This is a genomic window from Actinoplanes sp. G11-F43, assembly GCF_050589265.1.
Taxonomy (GTDB): domain Bacteria; phylum Actinomycetota; class Actinomycetes; order Mycobacteriales; family Micromonosporaceae; genus Actinoplanes.
Window position 1 is genome coordinate 195,525 of record NZ_JBNZCE010000003.1, and the last position, 15,685, is coordinate 211,209.

The following is a 15,685-nucleotide window of genomic DNA, read 5'->3' on the forward strand; positions in this document are numbered from 1 at the left end:
CTAGACCAGGTCCTGGTATTCGGGGTGCTCGCCGATGAACTCGCGGAAGAACGGGCAGGCCGGCACCACCCGTTCGCCACGGGCGCGGATCTGGTCGAGGGTCTGCCGGGCCAGCTCTCCGGCCAGGCCCCGGCCCCGCATCGACGGATGGGTCTCGGTGTGCAGGATGGTCACCACGCCGTCGCGGACGCGATAGGTGGCCAGAGCGCCGACGTCGCCGTCGACCACGAGCTCGAAACGGTGCTCCGCGCTGTTGTCCCGTACCTCAAGGTCACTCACCTCTCACAGCTTATGTTTAGCTTCACCCCGTACCGTGGGAAGGGTGTTGATCTCCATGCCGCGCCGCCGCATCGCTTCCGCCCTCGCCTCGGCCGCTCTAGGTCTCACCCTGCTCACCGGTTGCGGTGACGACGTGAGCTGTGGCCTCGACCAGTGCACCGTCACCATCCAGCGGGAAACGAACGCCAGCGTCGAGGTGCTCGGGGTGGAGGCGAAGTTCGTCTCCGCCGACGAGAACACCGTGACCCTGGACATCGCCGGTGAGCAGATCCAGCTCACCAAGGGCCAGCAGGCCGCCGACGTGGGTGGGCTCCAGGTCACCCTGGCGAGCGTGACGGCCGACGCGATCCAGCTGGAAGTGTCCCGCTAGAACACCGTGTTTGACGATCGTCGCTCCAGGTCACATAGGGGCCATGTCCACAGCTGCCTCGAACGTCAAGCACCAAGCATCACGGGCCGCCGAGAGTAAGCCCCTGGAGTATCTGGCCCGGGGCGGCTTCATCGGATACGGCATCATCCACCTGCTCTTCGCCTGGATCGCCCTCCAGGTGGCCATGGGTGGCTCCGGGCAGGACAGTGACCAGTCCGGAGCCCTCCAGGAGATAGCCAAGCAGCCGTTCGGCAAGACGCTGCTGATCGTCATCGCGGTCGGCCTCGGCGCCATGGCGATCTGGCAGGCCTTCGAGGCCGCGATCGGCGAGAGCGGCCCGCAGGACACCCGGGCCAAGGCCGAGCGGGTCCTCAACGGCGCGCGCGCCATCCTCTACTCCTACCTGGCGTGGACCGCGGTCAAGGTGGTCCAGGGCGCCGACTCGTCGATGGGCGACAGCAACGCCGGCATGACCGCGAGCCTGATGGACTCGGACGGCGGCCGGATCCTGGTCGGACTGGTCGGCCTGGTGGTGCTGGGCGTCGGCGTCGGGATGGCGATCTACGGCTACAAGAAGAAGTTCAAGCGGCACCTGAAGACCCAGGAGATGCCGGCCGGCACCCGCAAGCCGATCATCCGGCTGGGCATGGCCGGTTACATGGCCAAGGGCACCGCGTACGCCATCGCCGGTCTGCTGGTGATGTCCGCCGCGCTGAACTACGACCCGGAGAAGGCCCGTGGCCTGGACGCCGCGCTGAAGACGCTGGCCGGCTACTCGTGGGGCGTGTGGCTGCTGGTGCTGATCGCGGCCGGGATCGCCGCCTTCGGTGTCTACTGCCTGGCCCAGTCGAAGTACCGCAAGATCTGACCTCTCCCCGCACCACGGCATCACCCGCGGCGGATGTGAGCAATGTCTGACATCCGCCGCAGCCGTGTTTCCACCCTCCCGAGCGGGCAAAGCTGGACGCTGGTGTGAATCCGCTCGTGGGAGGTAAGGCAAGTGCCCAGCGTATTGACCGCCCTGATCGCCGTCGCCGGTGCGGCGGCCGTGGCGATCGTGTTCGTCGAGATCGTGCATCGGATCATGAAACGGATCGGCCGCCGGTCCGTGCTCGCCGCCGACATGGCCCGCAAGATCCACCGGCCGTTCCTGGCCGCCGTCACCCTGGTCGCGGTGCAGCAGGCGATCCGGGTCTGGGCCGGTGACTTCCCCGGCCGATCCGGACTGGTGCACACGCTCGTGCTCCTGGTGATCGCCGCCTTCGCCTGGCTGGTCGGCGCGACGCTGCTGGTCCTGGAGGACATGGCGCTCGCCAAGTGGCGCACCGACGTGCCGGACAACCTGCGCCGCCGCCGGATCAAGACCCAGGTGGTGATGCTGCGCCGGGTCACCGTGGCGATCATCGTGATCCTGGCCGGTGGCGTCATGCTGATGACCTTCCCGGACATCCGGGCGCTCGGGGCCAGCGTGCTCGCCTCGGCCGGTGTGATCTCCGTGGTGGCCGCGCTGGCCGCGCAGAGCACCCTCGGCAACGTCTTCGCCGGGCTCCAGCTGGCCTTCAGCGACGCCATCCGGGTCGACGACGTGGTCGTGGTCGAGCAGGAGTGGGGCCGGATCGAGGAGATCACCCTGACGTACGTGGTGGTCCAGATCTGGGACGACCGGCGGCTGATCCTGCCGACCTCGTACTTCACCACCAAACCGTTCCAGAACTGGACGCGCTCGTCGTCGGCGGTGCTCGGCACGGCCGAGGTGGACGTCGACTGGTCCACCCCGATCGAGCCGCTGCGGGCCGAGTTGCAGCGGGTCTGTGAGAGTTCCGAGCTGTGGAACGGCAAGGTCTGTGTGCTCCAGGTGACCGGTGCGATCGACGCCCGGATCCGGCTGCGGGCCCTGGTCAGCGCGGACGACGCGGCCGCCCTGTGGGATCTGCGCTGCCTGGTGCGTGAGCGCCTGGTCGGCTGGATCTGGGAGCACCAGCGCGGTTCGGCGCCGCGGGTGCGCGCCGAGGTGGAGCAGGCCGCCCGGATCCGGCCGCAGATGGACGGCCATCACGGTCCCGGCCCGGAGTCCGACGCCGCCCGGGTCTTCAGCGGTGGCGTGGACGGCGACGCCCGTGGAGTGGTCTTCGGCGGTCCTGTCCCGGTTGCGTCCGACAGTAAGGATTGAGTGACCTCTGATCAGGGCATACCCCGGTCACACGGAAAGGGGTTGAACGATGGCCGATGTCTTGAACGGCGTTCCCGCCCGGCCTGTCACCGAGCAGTCCACGGCCGAGCTCGTCCAGCGAGCCAGTGAGCAGCTGAGCACCCTGGTGCGGGACGAGATCACCCTCGCCAAGGCCGAGCTGGCGGAGAAGGGCAAGCGGGCCGGCATCGGAGCCGGTCTCTTCGGTGGCGCTGGGGTGCTGGCGATGTACGGGCTGGGAGTGGCGATCGCGACGGGAGTCATCGCCCTGGACCTGGTTCTTCCGCTCTGGCTGTCCGCGCTGATCGTCACGGTGGTGCTCTTCGCTGTCGCCGGTGTGCTCGCGCTGCTCGGCAAGAAGCAGGTCGGCAAGGCGGTTCCGCCGGAGCCGTCGGCGGCGATCGCGAGTGTGAAGGCCGATGTCGACGAAGTGAAGCACGCGGTCAAGGAGCGTAGCCGGGCATGAGCGACAAGAACGGATCCGCGGACAAGCCGGACCTGGTGGCGCTGCGGCAGGAGATCAACCGGACTCGTGCCGAGTTCGGTGAGACGGTGCAGGCCCTGGCCGCCCGGGCGGACGTGAAGGCACGCGCCCGGGAGCAGGTCGAGGAGACCAAGCAGCGGGTGCTGACCCGGGCCGCCGAGATGACCGGCCGGGTGCGTGAGACGGCGGCCGGCGCCACCGAGCGGGTGCGTGACACACCGCCGCGGGAGCTGGCCCAGCAGGCCGGCGAACGGGTGCGGGCCAACCCCTTCCCGACCCTGCTCGCGGTCGCCGGGATCGCGGCGGTCGCCGGCATCATTCTGATCATCCGAGGGAGGCGCTGATGGCCGGCAAGATTCAAAAGATGGCCCTGAAGCCGATGAACGTCGCGGCCGGGTTCGCCGCCGGTGCGGCCGCCGGATTCCTCTTCAAGCAGGCGTGGAAGTTCGTCGCCGGCGAGGACGACGCCCCCGACGCGGGCGACCCGGACCGGGGCTGGGGCGAGATCCTGGTGGCCGCCGCGATCCAGGGCGCGATCTTCTCGATCGTCAAGGCGGCGGTCCATCGCGGGGGTGTGATCACCACTCACAAACTGACCGGAACTTGGCCTGACTAGATCAACTTCTGTATAGACAACTGTCTTGACGGTCCCTCGCTTCCATCGGGTCTTCGCGCCCTGGAAGTGGGGGACCTTTTCCATATCGGTCACCCATTATTGGATTCCTTCGAGGGGCAGCTTTACAGCCCGATTTTCGGGTACAGTGTGGCCAGTTTTTGCGTACGTGGTTCGCTGCTTCCGCTTGACCCACGGGACACCAGCCCTTCCCAGAGGGCTGCGCAGGTGTCACGAGGGCCGGGCGGATGGGACGTCCTCTGAAAGGCCGCCTCGTGGCACCGCTGCTCGAAAACGGTCATCGGCCCCGCGCTGCCGCGGTTGGGCGGGCCGGCATTTTCAGAAGGAGAGTTCAGCATGGCGCAAGGAACCGTGAAGTGGTTCAACGCAGACAAGGGCTTCGGCTTCATCACCGTCGACGGCGGGGGTGCTGACGTGTTCGTCCACTTCTCGGCCATCCAGACGAGCGGCTACCGCACTCTGGAGGAGAACCAGCGGGTGGAGTTCGAGATCGCCCAGGGCCAGAAGGGCCCGCAGGCGGAGCAGGTTCGCCCGCTCTGAGACCTGGTAACCGGTTGTGAGACCGGGCGCCGACCGCCTGGCGGAGGTCGGCCCGACCGTGGCCCCGCACCCTCGTCGAGGTTGCGGGGCCTCTTTCGTCACCCGCCGGCCGATGGTGCCGGCCGGCGGGGTCGTCAATCCCCGTCGAGGAGGCCCGCGTCAGCCCGCGCTGGGCCGGCCGGCCGAGCGCCGCCGCATCCCCAGCACGACGAGCGCGAAACCGGCGATGATCAGGACGCCCCCCACCGCCGCCCACACGGTCTTGCCACTCATCAGACCGTCGTCGAGATAGTCGAGGCCCTGAAGCGTCCACACCCCGCCGGTCGTCAGGGCGAACAGACCGAGAGACATGGTGAGCCAGCCTCTCAAGCGCGGCGACTCGGTTTCATTGTTCACCATTTGTCGTGCACCTGCGGGCGAATCAACTCATCGTAGACCGCGGAGATCAATTCTCCGGTTTCCGGCGAGAGCGGGGTAAGGTCCGCGGAAGCCGCGTTCGCGCGTGCCTGTTCCGGGTTCCGGGCGCCGGGGATCACCACCGTGACGGCGGGCTGATCGATGATCCAGCGAAGGGCGAATTGCGCCATCGTGGCGCCTTCCGGCACCAGCGGGCACAGTCGCCGGACCGCTTCCAGCCCGATCTCGAAGTCGACACCGGAGAACGTCTCGCCGACGTCGAAGGCCGCGCCGTGGCGGTTGTAGTTGCGGTGGTCGTCGGCGCCGAACGTGGTGCTCGTGTCGTACCGCCCGGAGAGCAGCCCGCTGGCCAGCGGCACCCGGGCGATGATGCCGACACCGGCCTCGGCGGCGGCCGGCAGCACCCGCTCCAGGGGCTTGTGCCGGAACGCGTTCAGGATGATCTGGACGCTGGCCACCCCGGGGCGGGCGATCGCGGTGAGGGCCTCGTCGACCTTCTCGACGCTCACCCCGTACGCCGCGATCCGCTTCTCCTGGACCAGCGTGTCCAGCCAGTCGTAGACCTCGTCCGAGCTGTAGACCGAGGTGGGCGGGCAGTGCAGCTGCACCAACTCGAGGGTGTCGACGCCGAGGTTGGCGCGGGAGCGGTCGGTCCAGGCCCGGAAGTTGTCCAGGTTGTAGTTGGCGTGCTCCTGCGGCAGCCGGCGGCCCATCTTGGTGAAGACGGTCAGGCCCGGCTTGTCCTTGACGAACGAGCCGATGATCTGCTCGCTCCTGCCGTCCCCATAGACATCCGCGGTGTCGATGAAGGTGACGCCAGCGTCGACGGCCGCCTGAAGGGTGGCGTGCGCGTCGGCCTCACTGACCTCGCCCCAGTCGGCGCCGAGCTGCCAGGCGCCGAGACCGACCACACCGACACTGCGTCCCAGCTTGCGAAAGCTTCGATTCTCCACGTGGAGACCCTACCGTTCAGATGTTAGATTCAAACAAAACGTACGTACGGTTTGGAGTCACGCATGTGGGATCCCGCTGTCTACGGCCGCTTCGGAGCCGAGCGCTCACGGCCCTTCCTCGACCTGGTCGCCCGGATCGGGGCGGAGCACCCACGAGCCGTCACCGACCTCGGCTGCGGCCCCGGTGACCTGACCCGCACGCTGGCCGGGCGCTGGCCGGGCGCCCGGGTCACCGGCATCGACTCGTCCCCCGAGATGATCGAGAAGGCGGGCCCCGGTTTCCGGCTCGGTGACATCGCCGACTGGCACCCGGAGCCGGACGTGGACGTGGTGGTCACCAACGCGGCCCTGCAGTGGGTGCCCGGCCATCCGGAGATGCTGGCCCGCTGGGCGCGCGAGCTGCCGTCCGGCGCCTGGATCGCGATGCAGGTGCCGGGCAACTTCGACAGCCCCGCGCACCGGGCGGCCCGTGAGCTGTCCCCGGTCGAGCTGCGCGCCGATCCGGTCCTGGACGCCGCGGGATACGCCGAGGTGCTGGCCGGCACCACCGTGGACGCCTGGGAGACCACCTACCTGCATCTGCTGCCGGCCGATCCCGGTGCGGACCACCCGGTGCTGCGCTGGATCGAGGGGACCGCGCTGCGGCCGGTGCGCGCCGCGCTGGACGACGAGCGGTGGGCCGCGTTCCGGGCCGCGCTGGCGCCCCGGATCGCCGAGGCCTATCCGGAGCGACACGGTCTCGTGGCGTTCCCGTTCCGCCGTATCTTCGTGGTGGCCACTACCTGAGGAGAACCCTTGACCGACCTGACGTCGTTCATCGCCGGCCTGCCCAAGGCCGAACTGCACGTCCACCACGTCGGCTCGGCGTCGCCGCGGATCGTCGCCGAGCTGGCCGCACGGCACGAGGGCAGCTCGCCGGTCCCGGCCGATCCGGAGCTGCTGGCGAAGTATTTCGAGTTCCGCGACTTCGCCCACTTCATCGAGATCTACCTGAGCGTCGTGGACCTGATCCGCGACGACGAGGACGTGCGGCTGCTGACCTACGAGATCGGCCGGGAGCTGGGCAGACAGAACGTTCGGTATGCCGAACTGACCGTCACCCCGTACTCCAGCGTCCGCCGGGGCATCGCGGCCACCGCGTTCTGCGAGGCGATCGAGGACGCCCGCGCCTCCGCCGCCCGCGACTTCGGCGTCGACCTGCGCTGGTGTTTCGACATCCCCGGTGAGGCCGGGCTGGCGTCGGCCGAGGAGACGCTGCGGATCGCGCTGGGCGAGCGCCCCGACGGGCTGATCAGTTTCGGACTCGGTGGGCCGGAGATCGGGGTGCCACGGCCGCAGTTCAAGCCGTACTTCGACCAGGCCCGCGCCGCCGGCCTGCACAGCGTCCCGCACGCCGGGGAGACCACCGGCCCGGAGACGATCTGGGACGCGCTGCGCGACCTGGGCGCCGAGCGGATCGGGCACGGCATCGCCGCCGCCCAGGACGAGCGGCTGATGGCCCACCTCGCCGAGCACCAGATCCCCCTGGAGGTGTGCCCGACCTCCAACCTGCGCACCCGGGCGGTCGCCGACCTGGACCAGCACCCGATCGGCCGGCTGATCGCCGCCGGGGTCCCGGTCAGCGTGAACTCCGACGACCCGCCGATGTTCGGCACCACCCTGGAACAGGAGTACGCGACCGCGGCCCGCCTGCTGGACCTGGACGCCGCCGGGGTGGCCGACCTGGCCCGCGCCGCGGTCCGGCACAGCTTCCGGGAGACGGGCGGCAAGACCGCCCTGCTCGCCGAGATCGACGCCTACACCGCGGCCCGGGCCGGGACGGCTCAGAGGTAGAGCGGGTCCTGCCAGCAGGCCCACATCAGCACGGTGCCGACGGTCAGGACCGTCACCCACCGCACCAGTCGCTTGCGGGTGAACCGGGCCGGATCCTCCTCCGGCTCGGTCTCCTGGCTGCTCAGTACATCGGGCATGGAAATTCGTCTCCTGTCGCCGGCGGCGTCAGTCCGGCACTGCCGTCCAGCTCTGATGCCGCTGCTCGGTGTCCTCCTGCAAAGCCAGCACGCGATGCGTGCCGAAGCGCTGGGCGCCGGCGCCGATCACCAGGTCGCCGCCGGCCGCCCGGATGGTGAAGCCGTACGCCGACTCGCGCAGCGTCCACCGGGCGGCGGTGCCGGACCGGCAGTCACCCTGCACCAGCGGCGCCCCGGCGGCGGCCGTGCCGCCGAGCGGGACGGCACACCTGTTGCTGGCCTTGGAGACCAGCGAGTAGGTGTTGTCGCCGGCCGGCACGAGCTGCCACTGCTGCTGGGTGCCCCCCTCGTCGCTGCCGAGGGTGATCGGGGTGCCGTCGGCGGAGCGGGCCGCGTAGAGGTCGGCCGCGCCGCCGGTGAGTGAGTTGGTGAGGGTGAACCACGAGTTCTGCACCGGGCGGGCCGCCGGGGCGGTCTCCGCACTGCCCTTGGCGTGATAGCCGAGCTTGCGGTTGCGGATCTCCACCTTGTACCTGGCGTCCGGCCGGAGACCGATCAGCCGGGCCCGGGTGGCCCGGGTCGAGGCCACCGGCTCGCCGTCCACCGACACCTCGTACGACGCGTTCGGGGCGGCGGCGCTCCAGGTCAGGCGGACCGAACCGCTCGTCGCCTCGCGGATCTCCAGAACCGCCTGGACGCCGTCGTCGGTCAGCGCCGGCGGGACGGCCGGGCCGGCGTCGCGCTCCTGGTCACCGGTGCCCTTGGTGGCGTTGTACTGCGCCAGCGGATCGACCGCCACCGAGGGCACCGGCACCGAGACACTGGGCAGCGGCACCGGCAGCTCCGGGGCGGCGTCCACCGAGGTGCTCGGGCTGGGCGCGGCCGAGGTCGCCGAGGCGGACGGGCCGGCCGCGCGGGGGGCCGCGGGTGCCTCCGGGTCCGGCACGGCGGCGCCGGGCACGTCCGGGATGTCGTCGCCGCCGTCACTGCGCAGCAGGAAGTCGCTGAGCGCCACGTTCCAGTGCGTGGCCAGGTAGCTGCCCGGCTCCGGGTTGGTGCTGAAGTAGTCGTCGTGACCGCAGTCCAGGCGGATCGCGTTCGGCTTCGGGCACACCGACTTCACCGGCTTGCCGGTCCGGTCGGTGTCGCAGAGCAGGTCGTGGCCGTCGGTGCAGCTGCCCGCCCCGGTCGCGTTCGGGGAGTCGGTCAGCACCGCGCCGAGCGAGTGGGTGAGCTGGTGGGCGGCCATCGTGGCGCTCCAGCAACCGGAGTCGACCCGGGCGTACGACGGTCCGCCGTTGTTGCGGTTGCCCCGGCCCGGGCGGGTGTCGTTGACGAAGGTGGAGATGCCGCAGTAGAGGTTCGTGTCGGCGAACATCAGGTACTTGCGGTCGGCCCGGTCGTAGCCCAGGCCGCGCAGCGAGTCGACGGTGGACGCGAAGGAGCGCAGCGAGCCCTCCGGCAGCTGCACCTCGACCACGTCGGCCCGGCACTCCGGGGTGGTCACGTAGCGGATGTGCCGGGAGCCGCCGGTCTCGCCCGCGCTCGCGTCGTAGATGGCGTCCACCCCGGCCGCCCAGGTGCGGAACGAGTTGAGGAACTCGGCGTACCGGCTGGTGCTGTCCGCCTCGTGCAGGTAGAGCAGCTGGACCCGCTTGCCGGTCCGGCCGTCGCCGGCGCAGGCCACGTCGTCCGGGCCGAGGATGAAGTCGGCCTGGCCGGGCGCGGCGTCCGGGACCAGCGCCGGGGCGTCCGCGGTGATCGCGCTGCCGCCCTCGTCCCGGGCGATCTCGGCGTCGCCGGGGACCGACGCGGACTCCTGGCGGACCACCGTCATCTCGTCGCCGCCGGCGGTCACCGGGGTGACCGGGCGGCGCACCGACAGACCGGCCGGGGCCGGGTCCGGGCCGTGCGTGCAGGTCTGGTCGAACACCTGGTACGACCCGGCGCAGACCGAATCGGAGGCGGCCAGGCGCAGGCCGTTGTAGACCAGCCCCTTCTCCGGGGCGTCGGCCGGGATCGCGGTCCGGGTGAAGTCGTCGGCCGGCTCCGAGGAGCCGATCACGCTGGGGCCGACCACGCCGCCGACCCCGAGCAGAGCCAGACCGAGGGCTACCGGAAGAAGCCGGAACGTCGCGGAGCGTGTCCGCAGTTGCTTCTGCGTGCTCGCCGCGCGGCGCCGGCCGGCCGGCGACCCGCGGAACGTCGGCCGGCGATGCGCGGACACGGCGTCTCCTCGTCGAGCTTGGTTGCGGTGGGAGGGGTCCATGGGGTGACCGCCCCCCACCGCACGGTGGCTTCGCGGTTCGCGGCGACGGGGACGCGCTGCGGGTTGCGATCCGGGAAGCCGGATGGGATCTGTGGGAACAGTGCCACTCGTGCGGTTCCGAAGGAACGTTCCTAAAGAAGATATAAGCAACTGCTGCATCGTCCGGGGGACACGTCCTCTGTCAACCCCGCGCCGGGCGGCGCGACCCTCGCCGGGTTGAGAAAGGCTCATTCGTCCCCTCTACGGCCGCGGCGTCGCTCCGGGCCCCGGTCGCGGGCCAGCCGGCCGCGCCCGACGAGCCCGAACCGGCTCGGTTGTCTCGGTGTCGAGTCGGCGTCGGCGAGCAGCATCACCACGCTCGCGCCGCCCATGGTGGCCCGGTCCAGGCTCACCGAACCGCCGGTGGCCTGGGCCACCCGGCGCACGATGTCCAGCCCCAGGCCGGTCGAGCCCTGCTGGCTCTGACCGCGGCGCAGCGCCTGCTCCGGGTCCGGGATGCCGGGCCCGGCGTCGTCGATGCGCAGCGCCACCCAGCCGTCCCGGCGGGAGAGCGCCACCTCGAAGGCGGTGCCCTGCGGGGTGTACCGGAACACGTTGCCGAGCACCGCGTCCAGCGCGGCGGCCAGCTCGGCCCGGGCCACCGGCACCGGGATCCGCAGATGTGCCCCGATCACCCGGTACTGCCGGTCCTGGTCGCCGGCGAGCGCCGACCAGAACATCATCCGCTCCCGGACGACCTCACTGGCGTCGCAGAGGGTGTCCTCCGGCTCGGTGGCGGCGACCCGGTCGGCGACGGCCTGCCGGGTGGTGTTGATCAGGTGGTTGACCTCGTCCTCCAAGGTGGTGATCGCCTGCCGGATGCGCCGGATGCCCCGGCGGCGGTCCACCTCGGCGGCGGTGAGGTCGATGATCTGGGTGTCGTCGGGGTCGAGCGCCTCGGCGTCCAGGCGCAGCGCGGTCAGCGGAGTCCGCAGCCGGTGCGACAGGTCGGCGACCAATTCCCGCTCGTCGGTGCGAGAGGTTACCAAGCGGTCGGCCATTCGGTTGAAGGCATACCCCGCTTCGGTCAGCTCCCGGGGGCCGGACGGGTGAACCCGCACCGCCAGATCGCCGTCGCCGACCGCCATCGCCGCGTCGACCAGGTTCCGGGCCGACGCGACGGCGCCCCGGGCCAGCCGGTCCACGATGAACACCGAGCCGCCGACCAGGACCACGGCCAGCCCGATCAGCAGCCACCAGTCCCGGGCGGTGTCCTCGTTGAGCACCGGCCCCGGCACGAACGCCTCGACCACCAGGGTCCGGCCGTTCGCGGTGACCGGCTGCAGCCGCACCACCCCGCCCTCGACGTCGGCGACGGTCGGCTCGGGGGCGGTCGCCGCCCGGTCGATCAGCGCGCCGTCGGCCCGGCCGCCGGCACTCGGCGCGACACCCGGGGTGTGCACCACCGGGGTGCCGCCGGACGCCGCGATCGCCGCCGCGACACCCTTGTCGTTCGCTCCGGCCGTGATCGCGCCGGCCACCGTGGCGGTCTGCCCGGCGGCGACCGACAGGGCGGCGTCGCGGTGGTCGTTGCGCAGACTCCAGCCCAGCGGGACCAGGAAGACCAGCGCGGCGACGGCGGTGGTGGCGGCGGTCGTGTACGCCAGCCGCAACCTCAGTCCGGTGCCACCAACCGGAATCCGACCCCCCGCACGGTGCGCAGGTAGCGGGGCTTCGCCGCGGACTCGCCCAGTTTCCGGCGAAGCCAGTACAAATGCACGTCGATGGTCTGGTCCTCGCCGACCGATGGCTGTCGCCATACCTCCTCCAACAGCTCACGACGGGAAACCACCCGGCCCGGACGGGCGGCGAGGTAGGCCAGCAGGTCGAACTCCTTGCGGGTCAGCGCCAGCGGCTGATCGCCGAGGGTGGCGCTGCGCTCGCCGACGTCGACCCGGAGCTCGCCCACCTCGTGCACGGCCGGCTGCGCGGCCCGGCTGGCCCGGCCCACCCGCCGCAGCACGGTGGCGATCCGGGCGTCCAGGTGGGCGCCGGTGAACGGTTTCACCATGTAGTCGTCGGCGCCGGCCCGCAGCAGCCGGACGACGGTCTGCTCGTCGTCACGCGCGGTGGCGATGATGATCGGCACGTCGGTGATGCCGCGCAGCATGCGCAGCGCGTCCGAGCCGTCCAGATCGGGCAGCCCGAGGTCCAGGACGACCAGGTCGGGAGTCTCCGCGGCGACCCGCCGCAGCGCTTCCAGGGCGGTGCCGACGGCGTGCACGGCGTGCCCCCGGTCGGCGAGCGACCGGAGCATGGCGCCGCGCACGACATGATCGTCTTCGACGAGCAACACCGTGGCCATGCGAAGACCGTAGCGTCCCTGGCAAGGGGAAACCTAAAGGGTGATCGAGCGAGAAGCTTTGATGACGCTCAGTGATGGAATACGATCCGAAGTACCGATGCCATTCACACTCTTCCCCGGTACGAGACTCGCCCTCGCGCGTGACGCACTCGCCGGCCTCAGTGTCGGCGACGCCCTCGGCGCGCAGTACTTCGTCCCCGGCAACAAGCCCTCCGACCTGCTCGAAGCCCGGGTCCCGGCCGCGCCGTGGGAGTGGACCGACGACACCGAACAGGCCTGCTGCCTGGTGTCCGTGCTCGCCGCGAGCGGCGCCGGGGGTGATTTCGATCGCGACGGTTTCGCCGAACTGCTCGCCGCCCGGTTCGAGCCCTACCGCGGCTACGGCCCCGGCGCGGTCGTCATGCTCCGCCGGATCCGTGACGGCCTGCCCTGGCCGATCGCCGCCACCGCGGCCTTCAACGGTCAGGGGTCGTGCGGCAACGGCGCGGCGATGCGGGCCGCGCCGCTGGGCGCCTGGCACGCGGATTCCCTGGCCCACGCGGCGATCGCCGGGGTACGCGCGGCCGAGGTCACCCACGCGCACCCGGAGGGGATCGCCGGTGGGGTGGCGGTGACCGTGGCCGGCGCGGTGGCCGCCGCGGCCCGCCTGAACGGCCACCGCCCGGACCGCGGTCAGTTGCTCCGGGCCACCGCGGCCCACACCCCGGCCGGGATCGTCCACGACGGCCTGATCGAGGCGGCCGGCCTGACGGTGACCGTCGAGGAGGCCGCGCACCGGCTCGGCTCCGGCGGGCAGGCGACCGCGCAGGACACCGTGCCGTTCGCGCTCTGGGTGGCCGACCGGTTCCTGGACGACTATCCGGCCGCGGTGGCGGCGTGTGTGGTCGCGGGCGGCGACGTGGACACCACCGCGGCGATCGCCGGGGGAGTGGTGGCGGCCCACACCGGCCGGGACGGGATCCCGGCGGCCTGGCTGGCCGCCCGCGAGCCGCTACCCGGCTGGTCCCCGTCCGCAGTGTGGTGACTTCGGGCGCGCATCGAACCGTAAGTGGCCACGCGGTTGGGGGTGTCCGGTTGTGTGGTGACTTCGGGTGCGGAGCGGACCGTAAGTGGCCACGCGGTTGGGCTTGCGCGCCGGGCGAGAGCCGCTGATGCCCGGCGGATAGCATCAGGGCGCCTAATCGTTTTCTGAATGGAGATCACCGTGTCTGCACCCCGTACACCCGCTGTGGCCGACCCACTAGTCGTCCCGGCCGGGACTACGGCGGCCGACGCGGTGGCCGCCGCCGGGCTTCCGGCACACGGGCCGAAGGCGATCGTCGTGGTCCGCGAGGCCGGCGGCCGTCTGCGCGACCTGACCTGGGCGCCCGCCGCCGACACCGAGGTGACCCCGGTCGCCATCGACACCCCGGACGGCCTGGACGTGCTGCGCCACTCGGCCGCGCACGTGCTGGCGCAGGCCGTGCAGGACGTGTTCCCGGAGGCGAAGCTGGGCATCGGCCCGCCGATCCGGGACGGGTTCTACTACGACTTCGACGTGGCGAAGCCGTTCCAGCCGGAGGACCTGACGAAGCTCGAGAAGCGGATGCAGGAGATCGTCAAGGCCGGGCAGACCTTCCACCGCCGGGAGTACGCCACGCTCGACGAGGCCAAGGCCGAGCTGAAGGACGAGCCGTTCAAGCTGGAGCTCGTCGACATCAAGGGTGACGTGGACGCGGAGGCCGCCGCGGTCGGCGCGGGCGAGCTGACCCACTACGACAACCTGGACTCCGGCGGCAACCGGGTGTGGGGCGACCTGTGCCGCGGCCCGCACCTGCCGTCGACCCGGCTGATCCCGGCGTTCAAGCTGATGCGGTCGGCCGCCGCCTACTGGCGTGGCTCGGAGAAGAACCCTCAGCTGCAGCGGGTCTACGGGACCGCTTGGCCGTCCCGGGACGAGCTGAAGGCGTACCTCAATCGTCTTGCCGAGGCCGAGCGCCGGGACCACCGCAAGCTGGGCACGGAGCTGGATCTGTTCTCCTTCCCCGACGAGATCGGGTCGGGTCTGGTGGTCTTCCACCCGAAGGGTGGGGTGATCAAGCGGGAGATGGAGGACTACGTCCGGGCCCGGCACATCGAGGAGGGCTTCCAGTACGTCGGCAGTCCGCACATCACCAAGGAGGGCCTGTTCCACACCTCGGGGCACCTTCCTTACTACAAGGACACGATGTTCCCCCCGATGGAGCTGGAGGGGGCGAACTACTACCTCAAGGCGATGAACTGCCCGATGCACAACCTGATCTTCAGGTCGCGCGGGCGGTCCTACCGTGAGCTGCCGATGCGCCTGTTCGAGTTCGGCACGGTGTACCGGTACGAGAAGTCCGGCGTGGTGCACGGCCTGACCCGGGTGCGCGGCCTGACCCAGGACGACTCGCACTCGTACGTGACGGCCGAGCAGGCCCCCGGCGAGATCAAGCACCTGCTGAACTTCGTCCGCTCGCTGCTGGACGACTTCGGCCTGGACGACTACTACCTGGAGCTGTCGACCCGGGACCCGGACAGCTCGAAGTTCATCGGCACCGACGAGCAGTGGGAGAAGGCCACCAAGGTGCTGTCCGACGTGGCCGAGGAGTCCGGTCTCGATCTGGTGATGGATCCGGGTGGCGCGGCGTTCTACGGCCCGAAGATCAGTGTCCAGGCGAAGGACGCGATCGGCCGGACCTGGCAGATGTCGACCATCCAGTACGACTTCAACCAGCCCGCCGGGTTCGGTCTGGAGTACCAGGCGGCGGACGGCACCCGGCAGGAGCCGGTGATGATCCACTCGGCGAAGTTCGGTTCGATCGAGCGGTTCTTCGGCGTGCTTGTCGAGCACTACGCGGGCGCGTTCCCGGCCTGGCTGGCCCCGGTGCAGGTGGTCGGCATCCCGATCCGCGACGACCACGCCTCGTACCTCGAAGAGTTCGTCACCAAGCTGCGCAAGGCGGGCATCCGGGCCGAGGTGGACCACTCCACCGACCGGATGCAGAAGAAGATCCGCACCGCGCAGCAGCAGAAGATCCCGTTCATGGCGATCGCCGGCGACGACGACGTCAGCGGCGGCACCGTGTCGTTCCGCTACCGGGACGGCTCGCAGCGCAACGGCGTCTCGATCGACGAGGCGGTCGCGCACGTGGCCGAGGTGGTTCGCTCCCGAACCAATACCGGCCCGTCGGCCGCCTGAGCTAAGGATCCGGTCCCGCCGCCCGACCTGAACGC

Annotated in this window: 18 protein-coding genes; 11 read left to right on the forward strand and 7 right to left on the reverse strand. The window is 70.8% G+C overall.

Annotated features, from left to right (window positions below; genetic code table 11):
• The gene (locus ACQ0O7_RS02780; RefSeq protein WP_430780134.1) at nucleotides 1-279 is read right to left on the reverse strand and encodes a GNAT family N-acetyltransferase; all 279 of its coding nucleotides are present in this window, start codon (nucleotides 277-279) and stop codon (nucleotides 1-3) included.
• Between the two features lie 55 nt (nucleotides 280-334).
• On the opposite strand from ACQ0O7_RS02780, the gene ACQ0O7_RS02785 reads away from it, so the two are divergent.
• The 7 genes from ACQ0O7_RS02785 to ACQ0O7_RS02815 all read left to right on the forward strand — a co-directional run bounded on the left by ACQ0O7_RS02785 (nucleotide 335) and on the right by ACQ0O7_RS02815 (nucleotide 4,495).
• On the forward strand, nucleotides 335-649 hold the full coding sequence (locus tag ACQ0O7_RS02785; protein ID WP_430780330.1) for a hypothetical protein: 315 nt from the start codon (nucleotides 335-337) through the stop codon (nucleotides 647-649).
• Between the two features lie 43 nt (nucleotides 650-692).
• Nucleotides 693-1,517: a DUF1206 domain-containing protein gene (locus ACQ0O7_RS02790; RefSeq protein ID WP_430780135.1), complete on the forward strand. Its 825-nt coding sequence runs from the start codon at nucleotides 693-695 to the stop codon at nucleotides 1,515-1,517.
• Nucleotides 1,518-1,649: 132 nt separating this feature from the next.
• Complete coding sequence (locus ACQ0O7_RS02795) at nucleotides 1,650-2,819, forward strand: mechanosensitive ion channel family protein (RefSeq protein ID WP_430780136.1); 1,170 nt, start codon at nucleotides 1,650-1,652, stop codon at nucleotides 2,817-2,819.
• A gap of 49 nt (nucleotides 2,820-2,868) precedes the next feature.
• On the forward strand, nucleotides 2,869-3,303 hold the full coding sequence (locus ACQ0O7_RS02800; RefSeq protein WP_430780137.1) for a phage holin family protein: 435 nt from the start codon (nucleotides 2,869-2,871) through the stop codon (nucleotides 3,301-3,303).
• Entirely contained in the window at nucleotides 3,300-3,665 is a 366-nt protein-coding gene (locus tag ACQ0O7_RS02805) for a DUF3618 domain-containing protein (RefSeq protein WP_430780138.1), read from the forward strand. The genes ACQ0O7_RS02800 and ACQ0O7_RS02805 overlap by 4 nt, the downstream gene beginning before the upstream one ends.
• The gene (locus ACQ0O7_RS02810) at nucleotides 3,665-3,937 is read left to right on the forward strand and encodes a DUF4235 domain-containing protein (protein WP_430780139.1); all 273 of its coding nucleotides are present in this window, start codon (nucleotides 3,665-3,667) and stop codon (nucleotides 3,935-3,937) included. Before ACQ0O7_RS02805 ends, ACQ0O7_RS02810 begins: the two co-directional genes overlap by 1 nt.
• A 354-nt stretch (nucleotides 3,938-4,291) precedes the next feature.
• Nucleotides 4,292-4,495, forward strand: a complete 204-nt coding sequence (locus tag ACQ0O7_RS02815; RefSeq protein ID WP_011905669.1) for a cold-shock protein — start codon at nucleotides 4,292-4,294, stop codon at nucleotides 4,493-4,495.
• Nucleotides 4,496-4,654: 159 nt separating this feature from the next.
• On the opposite strand, the gene ACQ0O7_RS02820 is transcribed toward ACQ0O7_RS02815, so the two are convergent.
• Together ACQ0O7_RS02820 and ACQ0O7_RS02825 are read right to left on the reverse strand one after the other, a co-directional pair.
• Nucleotides 4,655-4,846, reverse strand: a complete 192-nt coding sequence (locus ACQ0O7_RS02820) for a hypothetical protein (RefSeq protein ID WP_430780140.1) — start codon at nucleotides 4,844-4,846, stop codon at nucleotides 4,655-4,657.
• A gap of 41 nt (nucleotides 4,847-4,887) precedes the next feature.
• Entirely contained in the window at nucleotides 4,888-5,865 is a 978-nt protein-coding gene (locus ACQ0O7_RS02825) for an aldo/keto reductase (protein WP_430780141.1), read from the reverse strand.
• Between the two features lie 63 nt (nucleotides 5,866-5,928).
• On the opposite strand from ACQ0O7_RS02825, the gene ACQ0O7_RS02830 reads away from it, so the two are divergent.
• Both ACQ0O7_RS02830 and ACQ0O7_RS02835 read left to right on the forward strand, forming a co-directional pair.
• Entirely contained in the window at nucleotides 5,929-6,651 is a 723-nt protein-coding gene (locus ACQ0O7_RS02830) for a methyltransferase domain-containing protein (protein ID WP_430780142.1), read from the forward strand.
• Between the two features lie 9 nt (nucleotides 6,652-6,660).
• A complete protein-coding gene (locus tag ACQ0O7_RS02835; protein ID WP_430780143.1) occupies nucleotides 6,661-7,698 on the forward strand; it encodes an adenosine deaminase in 1,038 nt (345 codons plus the stop codon).
• Here the strand turns inward: ACQ0O7_RS02835 and ACQ0O7_RS02840 are convergent.
• The 4 genes from ACQ0O7_RS02840 to ACQ0O7_RS02855 all read right to left on the reverse strand — a co-directional run bounded on the left by ACQ0O7_RS02840 (nucleotide 7,689) and on the right by ACQ0O7_RS02855 (nucleotide 12,448).
• On the reverse strand, nucleotides 7,689-7,835 hold the full coding sequence (locus ACQ0O7_RS02840; RefSeq protein ID WP_430780144.1) for a hypothetical protein: 147 nt from the start codon (nucleotides 7,833-7,835) through the stop codon (nucleotides 7,689-7,691). The genes ACQ0O7_RS02835 and ACQ0O7_RS02840 overlap by 10 nt on opposite strands.
• Nucleotides 7,836-7,863: 28 nt before the next feature.
• The gene (locus ACQ0O7_RS02845; RefSeq protein WP_430780145.1) at nucleotides 7,864-10,062 is read right to left on the reverse strand and encodes an RICIN domain-containing protein; all 2,199 of its coding nucleotides are present in this window, start codon (nucleotides 10,060-10,062) and stop codon (nucleotides 7,864-7,866) included.
• Between the two features lie 269 nt (nucleotides 10,063-10,331).
• A complete protein-coding gene (locus tag ACQ0O7_RS02850) occupies nucleotides 10,332-11,756 on the reverse strand; it encodes an ATP-binding protein (RefSeq protein ID WP_430780146.1) in 1,425 nt (474 codons plus the stop codon).
• 2 nt (nucleotides 11,757-11,758) lie between these two features.
• Nucleotides 11,759-12,448 carry a response regulator transcription factor gene (locus ACQ0O7_RS02855; RefSeq protein WP_043525920.1) on the reverse strand — a complete coding sequence of 230 codons (690 nt, stop codon included), beginning with the start codon at nucleotides 12,446-12,448 and terminating at the stop codon, nucleotides 11,759-11,761.
• A 97-nt stretch (nucleotides 12,449-12,545) separates the two neighbouring features.
• On the opposite strand from ACQ0O7_RS02855, the gene ACQ0O7_RS02860 reads away from it, so the two are divergent.
• Both ACQ0O7_RS02860 and thrS read left to right on the forward strand, forming a co-directional pair.
• A complete protein-coding gene (locus tag ACQ0O7_RS02860) occupies nucleotides 12,546-13,472 on the forward strand; it encodes an ADP-ribosylglycohydrolase family protein (RefSeq protein ID WP_430780147.1) in 927 nt (308 codons plus the stop codon).
• A gap of 180 nt (nucleotides 13,473-13,652) precedes the next feature.
• Entirely contained in the window at nucleotides 13,653-15,650 is a 1,998-nt protein-coding gene (gene thrS, locus ACQ0O7_RS02865) for a threonine--tRNA ligase (RefSeq protein WP_430780148.1), read from the forward strand.
• Nucleotides 15,651-15,685: the final 35 nt, after the last annotated feature.

Bases quoted from the DNA above. Each gene is read 5' to 3' on its own strand.
- ACQ0O7_RS02785 (WP_430780330.1), top strand. From the start codon at position 335: ATGCCGCGCCGCCGCATCGCTTCCGCCCTCGCCTCGGCCGCTCTAGGT.
- ACQ0O7_RS02790 (WP_430780135.1), top strand. From the start codon at position 693: ATGTCCACAGCTGCCTCGAACGTCAAGCACCAAGCATCACGGGCCGCC.
- ACQ0O7_RS02800 (WP_430780137.1), top strand. From the start codon at position 2,869: ATGGCCGATGTCTTGAACGGCGTTCCCGCCCGGCCTGTCACCGAGCAG.
- ACQ0O7_RS02805 (WP_430780138.1), top strand. From the start codon at position 3,300: ATGAGCGACAAGAACGGATCCGCGGACAAGCCGGACCTGGTGGCGCTG.
- ACQ0O7_RS02810 (WP_430780139.1), top strand. From the start codon at position 3,665: ATGGCCGGCAAGATTCAAAAGATGGCCCTGAAGCCGATGAACGTCGCG.
- ACQ0O7_RS02815 (WP_011905669.1), top strand. From the start codon at position 4,292: ATGGCGCAAGGAACCGTGAAGTGGTTCAACGCAGACAAGGGCTTCGGC.
- ACQ0O7_RS02820 (WP_430780140.1), bottom strand. From the start codon at position 4,846: ATGTCTCTCGGTCTGTTCGCCCTGACGACCGGCGGGGTGTGGACGCTT.
- ACQ0O7_RS02830 (WP_430780142.1), top strand. From the start codon at position 5,929: ATGTGGGATCCCGCTGTCTACGGCCGCTTCGGAGCCGAGCGCTCACGG.
- ACQ0O7_RS02840 (WP_430780144.1), bottom strand. From the start codon at position 7,835: ATGCCCGATGTACTGAGCAGCCAGGAGACCGAGCCGGAGGAGGATCCG.
- ACQ0O7_RS02855 (WP_043525920.1), bottom strand. From the start codon at position 12,448: ATGGCCACGGTGTTGCTCGTCGAAGACGATCATGTCGTGCGCGGCGCC.
- ACQ0O7_RS02860 (WP_430780147.1), top strand. From the start codon at position 12,546: ATGCCATTCACACTCTTCCCCGGTACGAGACTCGCCCTCGCGCGTGAC.